Below are 15634 nucleotides of genomic sequence, written 5' to 3'. Positions count from 1 at the left end.
TTTGCATGCCTTAATAGTATAATATAATTTGAATCACGAATTAAGGAGCAGACTTATGTACTTTTTAAAGAAAAACATTCTTAATATTATTATTTGCATGCTTAGTTTTGGCGTGCTTGCTACAGTGGTTAACTTCTTCATTCCACCGTCCAGTACAACATACGAAGAATATTATACATTAGAAACTGCTCTAGAACCAAATTCTATTGCAGATTTAAATATTTTACTAAATGACACTATTAATAATAGTTCTGATAATATTCACGTAGCTGAGTTGAATGGACAGACAAATTCTAATCTGTTACAACTAAATATTACAACAGAAAGTGGAATTAACTATGATTCAATTCATGCACAGGTAATTGATATCATAGAAGCAGAAGGCTTCGTTGTACAAGAGAATTTAAGTCAACTGACTTATGAAACATCGAATGAAGCCTTACAGATTATAATTGTTATGTTAGGGTTAATCATTGGTACTGTTGCAGGGATCCTTCTCGCAGTCAACAATAATAACATTAATACTGAAGAAGATATCCAATACTATCTAAACGAAAGAACATTGGGTACATTCTAGGAGTGAGAATATGAGTTCAAATGAACAAAGTGGATCAGTATTTGACAAAGATCTTTTAAATACTTTATACGATACTGCGATTGCAATAAGAAAAGAGAACAAAGATAATCCAAAAAATAAGACGATATTTTCATCTTTAACAAAGCAAGCGGCAACTGTTGAAGCAACAGTTCATATTGCTTACTTACTCGCCAGCCTAAAAGATCGTGTGTTAATCGTTAACTTAGATGGAAAATCGTTTAACCAGGTTGAAACGTATATAAATTCAAAAGCCAAGCCGAATTTATTTACAACATTGAAGACTTCCATGTTTTTAAGTGAAGCCATTCAACCGACATCTGTTGAACGATTAGATGTCATTCATATTGAAGATTTAAGTGATGAGGAAATCGTTACAAAATTTAATGAGTATAATGTATTATCAAAATTAAGCCCGTTAACGAATTATTATGATCATATCTTCATCATTGGTCCTCAAGTGGATGATATGGAAAATTACGGAACATATTTGGAATTAGCTGACAGTGCTGTCACAATTATCAGTGCCAAAAAGAATGACAAACATGAATTAAGTAAATATTTACAGAAAATTAATCTTTTTAATGTAAAAAGTTTTGGTATACTAAGAAAAGAATAAATTTAAATTTGAAGAAGGTAAGGTGTTCCATAGTGAAACTAACAACAATTGGATTAGGATATATTGGTTTACCTACATCTATTATGTTCGCTAAACACGGCGTAGATGTGTTAGGTGTCGATATTAAGCAAGAAGCTGTTGATATGCTTAATGGAGGCCAAATTCATATTGAGGAGCCTGGACTACAAGAAGCACTTGAAGAAGTGTTAGAGTCAGGTAAATTTAGAGCGTCAACGGTTGCAGAAGAAGCAGACGCATATATTATTGCGGTACCAACACCAAACAATGATGATGAGCATAAATCTGCTGACATCTCTATTGTTATGGCTGGTGTTGAGTCAATCGTTCCTATACTTAAAAAAGGTGACACTGTAATCGTAGAATCTACAATTGCACCTCGTACTATGGATGATAATGTAGCGCCTTATCTAGAAGAACAAGGCTTTAAGATTGGTGAAGACATTTTCTTAGTACACTGTCCTGAACGTGTATTACCAGGACAAATTATGCATGAGCTTATTTATAACAACCGTATTGTTGGTGGAATGACTCCAGCATGTGTTGAAGCTGGTAAGAAAGTATATGGTACTTTCGTTAAAGGTGAAATGATTGAAACAAATGCGAAGACTGCTGAAATGTCTAAGCTAATGGAGAATACTTATCGTGATGTGAATATTGCATTAGCGAATGAATTGGCTAAAATTTGTAACCATTTAGATATCAATGTACATGAAGTAATTGAAATGGCGAACAAGCACCCACGTGTTAACTTACACACACCAGGACCTGGTGTAGGTGGTCACTGTCTAGCAGTAGACCCTTACTTCATTATTGCTGAAGCACCAGAACAGTCTCCATTAATTCAGTTATCACGTTCTATTAACGTGTCTATGCCTGAGTATGTTGTTAATACTACTAAAGACATTCTTGGCAAACTTGGTGGTAATAAAATGAGTGTCTTTGGTTTAACTTATAAAGGTGATGTGGATGACATTCGTGAATCACCAGCGTTTGATATTTATGAGTTATTACGTAAAGAATCTGGCCTAGAAGTTAATGCTTACGATCCACACGTTAAGATGGATTTTGTGGAAAAAGACATGACTGAAGCGATTAAAGATTCTTCTTTAGTCCTAGTATTAAGTGATCACAGTGAATTCAAGACATTAACTGATGTAGACTTTGAAGGTATGAAAGATAAGGTTATCTTTGATACTAAGAATGTTGTACCTAACAACTTCGAAGAAGTGAAATACTTCAACTACGGGAACATCCAAAAATTCTAGAAATTATATATAAATACAAAACTGTAGACAAAGTTAATATTTGACCTGTCTGCAGTTTTCTTTATACATAAAATAATTGAACATTGTGAGGTAAATGTATGGAACACAAATTAGATAAGTTTTTTAGACATGTCAAAGAATTTGATGTCAGCCATTATGTATGGATTTATGAAAAAGGGGACAAATCATTATTACAATCGGTTCAATCAATGAAAAAAATAGGTGATTTAAAAGATTATCAAAAACAAATTGTTCGTGTACTAGCCCACAGAAAAGTAAACAAGAAGAATTTCTATTACCTTGAACATAATGAAAATGAACTGGGATGGGCAGAATTAAGAACATCTATAGTTGTATATTCGAAACCACGTGAACATGTCAGATTAGACCTTGATAAATTTATGGAACAACAGGACAAGCAGATATTTGTGGTGGCTAAAAATAATTTGAGACTACTAAAAGATCAGATGCTTGATTCTAGGTTTGTAATGATTAAAGATGGCATTGAATATGAAGCTTTATTTAAAAAGCATCGTCTTCAGGGATGGTTTTCTTCAGATACTTTAATTCGTTCTGAGAAGGCAAAAATTAATGTAATTAGCTATTCAGATGAATTAAAGCTTTATGAATTCAATAATTTAACAAGTGAAGTAAAAATTGATGAAAAGAAAATTTATCCAATTACAATTGTACACATGTTTAGAGATATCAATCTGGCTAAAGTTAAAACGGGGATGGGTAATTTTTGGACTGATATGACTACACTTGAATATGATAAGAACACTTTACCTGAATATGAAAGACCATATACATTCGATGAGATAGTAGTTTATGATTTGATTCAAAACATTTCTGAAGAACGCACTATGACCAAAGCATTGGTAGAAAGACTGAATAGTCAATTTAAAAATACAGACATTGAAATTGAGCCCTCTAATAAAGAAGAAATTGTTGAACAAGAAATGGATAACAATCAGAATGTCGAATTATTAAAAGCAGAGTTAGCTGAAGAGAAAGAAAAACGACAAAATATTGAGAAAAGATATAAAAATCTAAAACAATCATTCTTCGGTAAACTTCAGACGAAATATTGGCAGATGAGAAAGTAGGTAGATTATATTGAATTCAAATAATAATGAATCAGTCTTGCCTTATGTAAGTATGTCTAATAACTACTTACTGGGTTTATATCATATGGCAAAATTTCATGATGTAGATACATATGGAGATTTATTTAATAAGGATGTATCGACTTCTGAACAATATCATGATTTAACACTAGAAGAGTACTATAAATTATTTAATCAACAGGGTAAACCAAACTTAGTGAATGAAATTGAAACACTTTCTGAACATGTCGTAGACTCTAATGGTTCTAGAATATTTAAGAAAATTAATCTTAATGTAGGGATTATTTGTGACGAGTTCCTATATGAAGCATATAAAGATGTTGTGAATTTGCAGTATATAAATTACAACAAGGATTATATCGATACAAATTTTGATTTTGTTATTATTGCTACTACATGGAAAGGTATTGATGGTAGTTGGCAGAATGTTGCCAAAGATAAATCAGAGGAGAGACATCATCTTTATGATTTAATTTTAGAACTGCAGGACCGAAAGATTCCCACGTTATTCTATTCAAAAGAAGATCCTGTAAACTACGATCAATTCGTTGAAATTGCCAAGAAATGTGATTATGTATTTACTTCTGCTGAAGAAATCATTCCGAGATATGTCCAGGCTGTTGGTCACGATAGAGTGTATAAGCTGGAATTTGGTATTAATCCACATAAACATAATCCGATTGGTATTAATGTACCTGAATTTAAAGATTATAAAAGTGATGTTATTTTTGCAGGCAGCTGGATGGTTAAATACCCAGTACGAAATCAGGAGTCTGCAATGGCATTCGATGGTGTACGACAATCGAATAATCAACTGACTATAATTGACCGTAATTTAAAGTTAGAAAATAAGAGATATCATTTCCCACCGAAGTACATGGAGCATCTATCTTATCCATTACCACATGATTTATTAATGAAATCACATAAAATATATAGGAATGCAATCAATGTAAACTCAGTTAAATACTCAAATACTATGTTCGCGAATAGAGTGTATGAGTTACAAGCATTCGGAAATATTCTGATGTCCAACTTTTCTGTGGGAGTTAATAGTAAGTTTCCACATATATTTATTTTCAACTATAAAACAGATGTACCACAGTTTCTAAAATATACTTCTGAACGTGCAATTAGAGAAATATCTTCTGCTGGAATCAGACAAACTATGAATAATGAAACAACTTATCACCGCATTCAATATATCTCTGAGATACTTGGTCATAAAATCGATGTAGACAATGCTAAAGTATTAGTCGTTCTTAAATCCAATAAAAACAATGCTGATCAAATGGTTAAAGCTCAGTCATATCAAGATATTGATTTCATTAATAGGGATGAATTAAAAGATATTGGTCTATCACCGTACCGCTTTGTTGCTTATTTTGATAATGAAAAATATTATTATGAAGAAAACTACATTGAAGAGCTGGTTAGTGGTTTCAAGTATGCTGATGTAGATTTCGTTACCAAAGACAATCAGCAGGAAAAATATAACTTTACAGATAATTTTAAAGATCTTGCTTTAACTATGTTTGATTTAACAATCATGCCTGATGGAAGTATAGATACAGTTAAAGATAAAGTACTTTCTGGATTAAATATTGATGATACGGAAGTTGTGGAACATAGTAGTCTACCAAGAAAATCAGAACGTACAAACAAATTAAGTGTGGTAGTGCCAATTCATAATAACGGAAGATATCTTGAAAACAAATGTTTAAGAAGTCTAAAACGCCAATCAGTTTATAATGATATGGAAATCATCTTTGTTAATGATGGTTCAACGGATGAGCAAACAATCAATATTATCAATCGTTTAATTCGTCGTAATCCTGATATTGTTTACCATGAGTTTGAAAAGGCGTCGGGTAGTGCATCAACCCCAAGAAATAAAGGTGTTGAATTGGCATCAACTGAATTAATAACCTTTCTTGACCCTGATAATGAAGCCACAGGAGATGGCTTTAGTAAGCTGCTCTCTGAAATTGAATCAGATGACACAATAGATATGGTCGTTGGTAATATGGTCAAAGAAGACCAAAATGAGAAAAGTGTTTTCAATTATTATAAAACAGTTCAACACTATAACTTTAAAAATGATGTTATCGATGATACGAAAGGATTTCTTAAACGATCTTATCTAAAAGCACAAAGTATTCAAGCTATGATTATTCGTAAATCAGTAATTATAGAGAATAATATTAAAATGGTGGAAGGTGCCATTGGACAAGATACTATATATTACCAAGAATTATTATTAAATTCTAATAAAGTTAAGGCAATTAATGAAGTAATCCATATGTACTATGGTGCGGTCGCAGACTCTGTAACCAACACAGTTGGTCTGTCATTCTTTGAGAAATATTTGAAGTTAGAAAAGTATAGAATTCATTTCCTTGAAGAAAACGATCTTATAAACGAGTATATTGAAGATCGTCTGGAGTACTATCTGATGAACTGGTATCTACCGAGACTTGAAAGAGTAGATCAATCAAAACAAAGTGAAGCGGCTGAAACGCTACAAGAAATCTTTAACTTATATGAAAAATACGTTGGAGATGAATACGAAATTGTTGAAGAAAAAATAAAAGATTACATTCAGACCTAATAGTAACACTTTAATCAGTCTTACTTTGGTAAAGTCGAATCTAAGAACAATATTAACTTGAGCAATGCAGAAAATTTGTATTGCTCATATTTTTAAATTACAAGTTGAGGTGCGTTATATGGCTTTTAAATATCTGCTTTCAAGCGAAAAAAATAATAGATATAATTTTAGCAGTCAGTTGAACGATGAATTTATATTAAATTATGATAATGAAGAGTTCTTTACAGAAGCAAATACAGGCTCAGGTAGAATGATTTGTTATGGTTTTTGCTTTGACGTAAGAAATCCAGAAAATTCTACTGAAGATACAATCAAAAAAATATTAAACAATAAAAATTTTAATGAGACTGTCGGATATCTAAATGGACAGTTTATTTTGTTCTACATTGATAAAAATAACAATCTATACTCAACGATTGATGCCACTTCTCTGATACCAGTATATATCGATAAAAAATTATCTATAATTTCTACAGATGAAATTGAAAACTTTAAAATATTTAATCCAAATTACATATTAAATTTAACGAACAAGTCACTACAACGTATAACAGTAGCTGCTGATTTAACTGATCAGGCTCTTGAAGATTATGTCCTATCCTTACTAGGGAATCAGTACAAATATTTTAGTGAACAGAATTTGATATTAAACTATAAAACAAACAAATATCTTAAAGCTTTAGTATCAGTTATGAAACCTAAATTATATAATAATTATATGGTTATGGATGATTTAGCAGTAGAAGAGAATGATCATTATTTTGCCAAGTCTCTATCAAGTGATTTTTCAATGAAACTTGTAGCTAAAGAGGATATTAAAGAGTTGTCTAGAATTACGTTCTTGAGAAATCAGCTCTTTGATTATGAACAGTTTCTTAAAGAGAATGATGGTTATAATAACGAAGACTTTTTACTAGATGAATCTTTTTCAGCCCAACCCAAATATCTTCAACACGTAGAAATCAATATCATCAGTAGGAAGCGTGCTCAGAGTAAGGTGCTGACAGAAACTGGACTACTGTTTGATCCATTCAATGTTCATGCAATTTATCAAACCTTATTTAAGAATAAGGCTAAAAATAGTAACATTATAACAAGTGTTACACAGACTTTATTACCTTCTTTAAATTTTTATGATTTTAATAAAGGTTATGATTTAAAACAAGTGAATCAGAGTTTACTTGAACAAATAGATGAGCTGAAATTAAAACAAATTACTGCAGATAATGAACAGTTCTTATTAGATACTAAAATGTCATTCTTTAATGTGAGTGATAATGTAGATGGTAAATTGAGTGGTAAGGAGATTATTATTTACCCAGCAAGCCAGTCTATTCAAAAAGGCGAGAAATTTTATGTATCTTATGAAAACCCAGGAGATGGAATGATTTTTATAAAATCGTTCTTTAAAAACAAAAAGAATGGGCAGACTATAGAAGTAACTATCAATAAAGAAAAATACACTATTGATCAACTAAGTAAAGGTATTCACCTGCATGTTCAAAGTAAACTAAATGTTCGTATACAATATAAAAACTCTAGAAATTCATTGCCATGGCAAAAGGCAGGTACTTTATTAATACGTGAGAAATAACTCACATATGGAGGCAAGTATATGGAAGATTTAATAGAAAGATATACAGATAAACTCGACATTAAAAAGCATTTATTCTTAATAGAAGATACATTTGAGATTTATAGTAACGTTCAAAAAGCGGCTAGTAAGATACAAAAATCATCTCTTAATTCTACATTAGTTGAAGTTGTAGATCAGTGTCGTTTGAACGATGAAGTCTTATATTTAGTTTCAGCTAACGGTAACGAACTAGGATGGATGACTACTGAGAAACCTTTATTTATTTTCAACACATTTAATGAAAATGTTCTTGTGACAGATGCGAATACTGATAATGAAATTAATAATATACTAAATTTATATTCAGATATTAATAAGGAAGAAATATATATTAAAAATTTCTTTACTATTTATGAAGGTCACGTTTATTTTGGGCTTACTAAGGAAGATCAGCTAATTACTTTCTTACCTGATGCTCAGATTACAAATGGTGATATTAAGCCAGTTAACTTTAAATTTAAACAAATGAGAAATAACGTATTTGAAGATATTTATCAAAAAGTCTCATCCCATTTCATCAGTAGTGACGTGTCTTATGAATGTATTAAAATCATCTATTTTAATAATGCTTATTTCGGTAAATTTAAAATAGGACGAATGAGTTATTGGTTCAATATCAATGATACGGATATTGATATTGACACGGTGGAATATAAACCATCATTTACAAGTGAGGAATTGAAACTTAGTCATTTGTTTTACACTGTTATGAAAGAAGAATCTGCATCTCCCCAAAAAATAGATGAGAAAGTTATTCAGAATAGATTTAACGAATACAACGAAAAAATCAATGAATTACAAGATGAAATTACTCGTTTAAAAAGTGAAATGAACAATCCAAAGGAAGATGAAATTTAATAATTGAAGTAGGTGTTAAATTTGACGGAATTAAGTGCAAAGCAAATATTATCAAATTCCTTACCGACAATTGAGGAAGAAGACCTGGAGAAGGCACTTTTATTAAAATACTATAATGATGCCATAGTACTTCAAAATAATAAAAAAGTTGAGCTATCTGATTTTAATATTAGTAATGCTCATTCAACAGACTTTAGTATTAAACTTCCAAATAACAAAAATGTTTATTATTACGATAGTAGTATTAAAGCCAAGTATCATACACTTCATGGATCGAAAACAGAAGTTAGAAGTAGATATCTCGAACAGCTTAGAATAATTGATGTGACAGTATCATATGAAATCGATGGTCATCTAGAGGTTACACCATATATTGTTGAATATTATGAATCAGAGATTATTGACATTTTGGAAATGTCGGATAATAATATTAAATTTCAACCAAATTCTCAAACAGATTCATTTGAGATTATGTTTAAATTTGAAGGCAACGGTGTCATTTTTAATTTTGATTTGGAACAGAAAGAGTTGGAAAGAACTGTACTAGGAGAAAAAACAATCTCATTTAACAGTGATGAATTCTTCTTGAATAAAAATCTAGTTAAAATAGCGCCTGAAAAGACTGGTGATTATTTAGATATTTCAGTGGTTCCAAATGATAAAAAACATATTTATGTTTCCTATCTAGAACAAAATAATAAGTATACATCATTACCTGTAGAATCTATATTTTCAGGTTTAGACCTAACAAGTAATCTACTGATTGAAATTGATGTTTTAAAAGATCAGACTTTGGAATTTATTCCGATGCTAATTGAGTATGATGAAGAAGAGAAAATCGGAATAAAAAATCTTAATATACTGAACCCGGATATCATTAAACTGATGGCTGATACCAAAAACGTCAGACTTGCTTTCAGAATTAGTGGAACAGGTGATATCAAGATTGGCAACATTAATATTACTGCATTAGAAGATTTACCTGACAACCCAAGACTTAATTTCCAAGATCGTGCAGATGTCATCAGCCTCTTATCACCTAAAATGAAGTTGAAGGAATTTAAGGTAGCAAGTATCATGGATGAGTTTACTTTCAATTCATTTAACTCTGAAGTACAGATGCATCGCTTAGACAGTAAGAAATGGAAATCTGAACTGTTATTCGTCCAACCTGATTTACTTTTCATTGAATCTGCATGGGTTGGAAACAATGGAATGTGGCATAGGAAAGTTGCTTATTATGATGAGGAGCAACATAAAGATGTCAGAGAACTGATTGAGTTTGCCAAGAATCTAAATATTCCTGTAGTGTTTTGGAATAAGGAAGACCCTGTCCACTATGATCGCTTTATTGAAACAGCGAAACTTTGTGATTATGTATTCACAACGGATAAAGGGCGTGTGAAACAGTACAAGAAAGATTGCGGTCATGACAATGTTGCTGCACTTCCTTTTGCTGCACAACCAAAAGTCCATAATCCAATTAAAATTCAGGAAAAACGTGATCCTAGAGTCAGCTTTGCTGGTTCATACTATCGTCACCATGAGGAACGTTCTAAAGATATGGATATTCTTCTGGAAGGTTCTAAAAAGACCGGTCTTGTTATTTATGACAGAAACTATGAAAAGACTAAAAAAGGTCAGATGCCTAACCATAAGTTCCCAGAGAGATATGATCCTTATATCGCGGGAACCTTACCTTTCAACCTGATTGATAAATCATATAAAGGCTATAAATATATGATCAACGTAAATACGGTTAAACATTCTGAAACGATGTTCTCAAGACGCGTATTTGAAGGATTATTATCAGGAACACCTATTATTAGTACATACTCACTCGGAATGAAAAAAATGTTTGGTGATATCATTAATGCTTCGGGTACAGTCTCTGGTTTGCAGGATCACCTTCAAAAATTAGATAATGATGACGAACTATACAATAAATATGCGCTTAGAGGTATTCGTGAGGTATTGATAAATCATACTTATGAGAACCGTATGAAACAAATTCTTCACAGTGTGGGTTATAGAACCTTATCTACAAAAACTGATGTATACTTCGTGTGTTTTGTTGAAAGCGATGAAGAAATCCAGAAGTATGAAGAGATTTTTGAATCACAGACAGTGTTGAATAAGAAGTTAGTGATTATTCATAAAAATATTGTGAACTACAAAGAATTTTATAATAACTATAATAAGCAGAATGTTATTGGGATTGATTACAAAGCACTTAGAAAATATATTAATATCCGACAGCTTTTAGGCGAAGGATATATTGCAGTTCTTGACAGTAGAAATCATTACGCTGAAAACTACGCGCTTGATTTGGTACTTGCTAAGGAATATGCACAGGCAGAAATTATTGGTAAATCTATGTATTATAAAGCTGACAATCAGGAATTAACAATCGTAAACAATAATAAAGACTATATTTTTTCAAACGAACTATTAGTAGACAGATCTATTATTAATATTTCTGTATTTGATAAATTCAGTGTGGACTCTGCGCTGGAATATATCGAAGGGACATCAGAATTGATAAATCTTGCTCCGTTTGGCTCGAAGCTATTCTCAGCAGATTCATTAAACTTTATAGAATCAGGTGAAGATTTCACAGAGAAGGACAGAGTCACTATATAAAAAGGGGTCAGAAAGGAGTTTTGCATTGAAAATATTAATCGCAGGACACGATTTGAAGTTCATTCAATTTTACATTGACTATCTGGAGAATACTGAACACGAAGTTAAATTAGATGTTTGGGAAAACCACGTTGCTCATAATGTAAAAGATAGTTATGAGTATTTAGAGTGGGCAGATATTATTTTTTGTGAGTGGGGATTGGGCAATACTATTTTCTACTCACAAAACAAAAAAGAAAATCAGAAGTTAATAGTAAGACTGCATAGACAGGAATTGGAAACGACTTATCTGACTCAAGCTAAAATCGATCAAATTGATAGTTTTATAGCTGTATCACCGTATATTTACGAAGAATTTAGCCGTGTATTTCAATTGCCTAGAGAAAAAATGCATTTAATTTATAATAATGTTGATTTAGATAAATTTAAAAACTTAAATTTATCTGGACGAGAATACAATCTTGGTATGGTAGGATACCTCCCTAAATTAAAACGCATGGATTTAGCTCTTGATATTTTTGAAAATTTATATGAGCAGGATAATCGATATCATTTACACTTCAAAGGTAAGAGACCAGAAGAATTAAGATGGTTAATGCGGATCGATGAAGAAAGAGAATATTATGAAGCACAGTTCAAAAGAATTAATAAGGCTAAGTGGAAAGATAATGTGATATTTGAATCCTATGGAGATGTTGTAGAGTTTTATAACCAAATGGAGTTTATTTTAAGTATTAGTGACGTCGAGAGTTTCCATTTGGCTGCTGCAGAGGGAATTGCAACAGGAGCAATTCCTATCATTACCAATTGGGAAGGGTCAGAATCAATATATTCTGCTGATTTCATTATAGAAGATTTAACAGAAGTAGAGGGATATATTACGAAGATGAGAGCTAAAAAAGAGGAAATTGATCAAAGACTTTCTAGTGAAAAGAGTAAATTTGATCAAAGTAATGCTATTATGGAACTAGATGAAATAATATTTGCTTAATTAAGAATTAACTTAAACAATCAAAGCAGGGTGAAAATTATGAGCAGAAATTCCGATACTAAGATACTAAATAAACTTCTCGCAAATATCGATGAAGACCTGGAAAAAGATAGTGTGAGATTTAATCCCGAAAAATATTATGATGTGATTAATAAGTATGGAACGAGTGATAAATTAGATGGAATTATTAATAATTTCAGAGAAATAGATCACGAAGGTTCTGCTCTATACGACAAAATCGATGTGAATATCGGTATTATCTGCGATGAATTTATGTATCACTCTCTAAAAGATGCCGCTAATATTAAATATATACCTTACTCTGACGATATAGAAATAGATCAGACTTTAGATCTTTTCTTGGTCGTCACTAGTTGGAGAGGAATCGATGGGACATGGCAATATATAGCAAACCCTAATGGTGCCAAAAGAAAGTCACTTCTTGACCTCATAGGGAAGTATAAAGCTGCTGGTATTCCGACAGTTTTTTACTCGAAAGAAGATCCTGTTAACTATGATAAATACATTTCTATAGCACAATCATGTGATCATGTTTTCACTTCAGCTGTGGAAATTATAGATAAATATAAGCAGGACACAGGCAATCAAAGTGTTGGATATTTAGAATTTGGAATTAATCCTTTCTACCATAACCCTCTTGGTAAAAATCTTGCAGAATCTGACTTAAATAAAGAAGTTGTGTTTGCAGGCAGTTGGATGACGAAATATCCTGTGAGAAATAAAGAAGCAGAAAATTTATTTAGTGGCGTCATTAGAAGTGACCATGCCCTTAACATAATAGATAGAAATTTTGATCGAAAACTCAAATCATATCAATTCCCTACAAAATATTTCGATTTTATTTCTAAGACAATTCCTCATGATAGACTGATGAATTTACATAAGTCGACAATGTGGGGCATTAACCTGAACTCAGTTAAATATTCAAATACTATGTTTGCCAACAGGGTCTATGAATTACAGGCTATGGGTAATATTATTCTCAGTAACTATAGTATGGGTGTAAATAATCGCTTCCCAAATGTTTTTATAGTAAATGACAGAGATGACGTAAAACGAATTTTAGATGGCCATAATTTTGATGATCAAAAAGAGTACATTGCAAAAGGTATTCAGAATGTCATGCTAAATCACACAGCATTTCATAGAGTAAGTAAAATTTTAAATGCTGCTAATATAAACCATGAGTTAAGTGAACCAAAAATCTTGGTTGTTTTAAAAGATGATGCATCAGAGGAATCATTTAATAGACAGATAATCACTAATGCAGATTATATTCACGAAAAAGATTTTACAGATGATTCTTTAACTGGGTATGATTATATAGCTAAATTTGATGATGATGTCGAATATGAAGAGTATTACTTGCAGACCTTACTATCTGGTTTTGCCTATACTGATGCAGATGTAGTAACAATGAATAAAGACGAGTATAACTTTACTGAAGAATGGGATGAGAAGTTTTCATTACAAAAGATTTCTAACGTAGGACAATCTGAGAAACTCGTTTTAAATATTCCGGTTACTGAAATTTTCAATAGTGCTGAGAAGTCAACAGGAGTATCAGATGACAAAACACTGTCAGTCATTATCCCTGTACACAACAATGGGCGTTATTTGGATAACAAATGTTTCCGTAGTCTCAAACGCTCGACTATCTTTAATAAGATGGAAATTATTCTAGTTGATGATGGCAGTTCTGATGAGATTACTTTAAAGGTCATTAACCGTATTAGAAGAAGACATCCTGATGTTAAATATCATCGTTATGAAGAAGGGTCGGGCAGTGCTTCCAGACCAAGAAATAAAGGTATTCAAATGACTACAACGAAGTATCTTACATTCCTCGACCCGGATAATGAAGCGAGTGGAGATGGTTACGCAAAACTTCTAAATGAATTACAGCAGGACGAGGAACTTGATCTTGTTCTTGGTAACATCATTAAGGAAGACCACCAGAAGAGAACACCATTAAATTACACTAGCTATATGGCAAAATATGATAAAGATTTACTAATAGAAGATCCTAAGGATTTTCTAATCAAGGCTGGGTTACGTGCACATAGTATTCAAGCTCTCATCGTAAAAAGCTCTATTGTTCAGGATAATAATCTTTATATGGTTGAAGGTGCTGCAGGACAAGATACAATGTTCTTCCAGGAGCTTGTATTGAATTCAAATAAAATAAAAGGTATGAAGCTTCTTATTCATATGTATTATGCAGCAGTAACAGGATCTGTTACAACGACCCTAAAGAAAAGCTTTTTTGAAAAATACTATAAACTTGAAAAGGAAAGGGTACCTTTCCTTAAGGAAAATGGTATATATGATATCTACGTTAAAAATAGATTTCCCTTTTACTTTAAAAATTGGTATGTCAAACGAATTGATAAGGTCAATGAAGATGAGAAAGATGATGCGATTGAAATTTTGAAAGCAATCTTTGATATGTATGGTGATGATTATCTAAGTAATGACAGAGAATTAAATGAGATACTAAATGATTTATTTGGATACTCCCATTTTATAGAAATTCGAAAAGTGGAGGATAGCAAATAATGAACATTGATGTATACGGAAGTAGATACACATTAATCCCACTGATGAGGAGTGCCGAAGAATTAGGATTTAATTTAAATAAAGCATATCTGGGTTCTTCTCTTTCAAGTCAGTATACAAAGACACAAAAATTGGATGTAAATTTAGCTGAAACTCGCTTGGGTGAATATGAGCAGTTAGAAGTTTTAAATGATCGATTAAAGTTGTTTAGAAGGTTTAGCAGCCAATCACTAAGTGAAGTCATTGTTATTGATTTTGTATACGAAGCATTTGAAGTTGTTACCTCTGCTCAAGGCAGATTAACTTTAACACCAGCCAATCAAAAATTTGATCGGGAGAGTACTAGAAATATAAGAATGACGAAAGATTCCAGATTAAACTTGGTTAGTGAAAATATTAATTTATTTGTAAAAGATCTAAATAAGTTTGATAAAGTGATATTAAATAAGTTGAGATTGCCAAAATATATTAAGAAAACAGAAGATAAGTTTGAGTTACGATCAGATATAGAGACTGTAAATATAATGAATGCTTTTATAGAATCATTTGAGGATTTATTGATTGAAAAGTTGGACGGTGTCCATGTGGTCCCACTTTATGAAAATCATCATTTAGATGCTTATTGGTTCTCTCAAAATTATCTCCAACATTTCAAAAAACATTCTGGTTTATAGCCTGTTTTAGA

General features: G+C 31.6%; 11 protein-coding genes. All 11 read left to right on the top strand.

What is annotated here, in order from left to right; translation table 11 throughout:
- The first annotated feature begins 55 nt into the window (after positions 1–55).
- Positions 56–577, top strand: coding sequence for a YveK family protein (locus JEM45_RS03385; RefSeq protein WP_198687797.1), 522 nt, complete (start codon positions 56–58; stop codon positions 575–577).
- A gap of 10 nt (positions 578–587) precedes the next feature.
- Entirely contained in the window at positions 588–1214 is a 627-nt protein-coding gene (locus JEM45_RS03380; protein ID WP_198687796.1) for a ParA family protein, read from the top strand.
- 32 nt (positions 1215–1246) lie between these two features.
- Positions 1247–2500 (top strand): nucleotide sugar dehydrogenase, encoded by a 1254-nt coding sequence (locus JEM45_RS03375; protein WP_198687795.1) that lies wholly within the window; start codon positions 1247–1249, stop codon positions 2498–2500.
- Between the two features lie 98 nt (positions 2501–2598).
- Entirely contained in the window at positions 2599–3609 is a 1011-nt protein-coding gene (locus tag JEM45_RS03370; RefSeq protein ID WP_198687794.1) for a GW dipeptide domain-containing protein, read from the top strand.
- 85 nt (positions 3610–3694) lie between these two features.
- Positions 3695–6241 (top strand): glycosyltransferase, encoded by a 2547-nt coding sequence (locus JEM45_RS03365; RefSeq protein WP_198687793.1) that lies wholly within the window; start codon positions 3695–3697, stop codon positions 6239–6241.
- 118 nt (positions 6242–6359) lie between these two features.
- Positions 6360–7835, top strand: coding sequence for a hypothetical protein (locus JEM45_RS03360; protein WP_198687792.1), 1476 nt, complete (start codon positions 6360–6362; stop codon positions 7833–7835).
- A gap of 21 nt (positions 7836–7856) precedes the next feature.
- Complete coding sequence (locus JEM45_RS03355) at positions 7857–8735, top strand: hypothetical protein (protein WP_198687791.1); 879 nt, start codon at positions 7857–7859, stop codon at positions 8733–8735.
- A gap of 21 nt (positions 8736–8756) precedes the next feature.
- On the top strand, positions 8757–11378 hold the full coding sequence (locus JEM45_RS03350; protein ID WP_198687790.1) for a CgeB family protein: 2622 nt from the start codon (positions 8757–8759) through the stop codon (positions 11376–11378).
- A 25-nt stretch (positions 11379–11403) separates the two neighbouring features.
- Positions 11404–12369 (top strand): glycosyltransferase family 4 protein, encoded by a 966-nt coding sequence (locus JEM45_RS03345; protein ID WP_198687789.1) that lies wholly within the window; start codon positions 11404–11406, stop codon positions 12367–12369.
- A gap of 39 nt (positions 12370–12408) precedes the next feature.
- A complete protein-coding gene (locus JEM45_RS03340; RefSeq protein ID WP_198687788.1) occupies positions 12409–14949 on the top strand; it encodes a glycosyltransferase in 2541 nt (846 codons plus the stop codon).
- Positions 14949–15623, top strand: coding sequence for a DUF6270 domain-containing protein (locus JEM45_RS03335; RefSeq protein WP_198687787.1), 675 nt, complete (start codon positions 14949–14951; stop codon positions 15621–15623). The genes JEM45_RS03340 and JEM45_RS03335 overlap by 1 nt, the downstream gene beginning before the upstream one ends.
- Positions 15624–15634 lie beyond the last annotated feature (11 nt).

The organism is Jeotgalicoccus sp. ATCC 8456 (assembly GCF_016313225.1).
Taxonomy (GTDB): domain Bacteria; phylum Bacillota; class Bacilli; order Staphylococcales; family Salinicoccaceae; genus Jeotgalicoccus; species Jeotgalicoccus marinus.
Note: the sequence above shows the minus strand (reverse complement) of the source record. Positions and strands in the feature narration are given on the sequence as shown.

What these genes read in the sequence shown, in the direction of transcription:
- JEM45_RS03355 (WP_198687791.1), top strand. Translation starts at nt 7,857, where the DNA reads ATGGAAGATTTAATAGAAAGATATACAGATAAACTCGACATTAAAAAG.
- JEM45_RS03370 (WP_198687794.1), top strand. Translation starts at nt 2,599, where the DNA reads ATGGAACACAAATTAGATAAGTTTTTTAGACATGTCAAAGAATTTGAT.
- JEM45_RS03380 (WP_198687796.1), top strand. Translation starts at nt 588, where the DNA reads ATGAGTTCAAATGAACAAAGTGGATCAGTATTTGACAAAGATCTTTTA.
- JEM45_RS03365 (WP_198687793.1), top strand. Translation starts at nt 3,695, where the DNA reads ATGGCAAAATTTCATGATGTAGATACATATGGAGATTTATTTAATAAG.
- JEM45_RS03385 (WP_198687797.1), top strand. Translation starts at nt 56, where the DNA reads ATGTACTTTTTAAAGAAAAACATTCTTAATATTATTATTTGCATGCTT.
- JEM45_RS03340 (WP_198687788.1), top strand. Translation starts at nt 12,409, where the DNA reads ATGAGCAGAAATTCCGATACTAAGATACTAAATAAACTTCTCGCAAAT.
- JEM45_RS03360 (WP_198687792.1), top strand. Translation starts at nt 6,360, where the DNA reads ATGGCTTTTAAATATCTGCTTTCAAGCGAAAAAAATAATAGATATAAT.
- JEM45_RS03335 (WP_198687787.1), top strand. Translation starts at nt 14,949, where the DNA reads ATGAACATTGATGTATACGGAAGTAGATACACATTAATCCCACTGATG.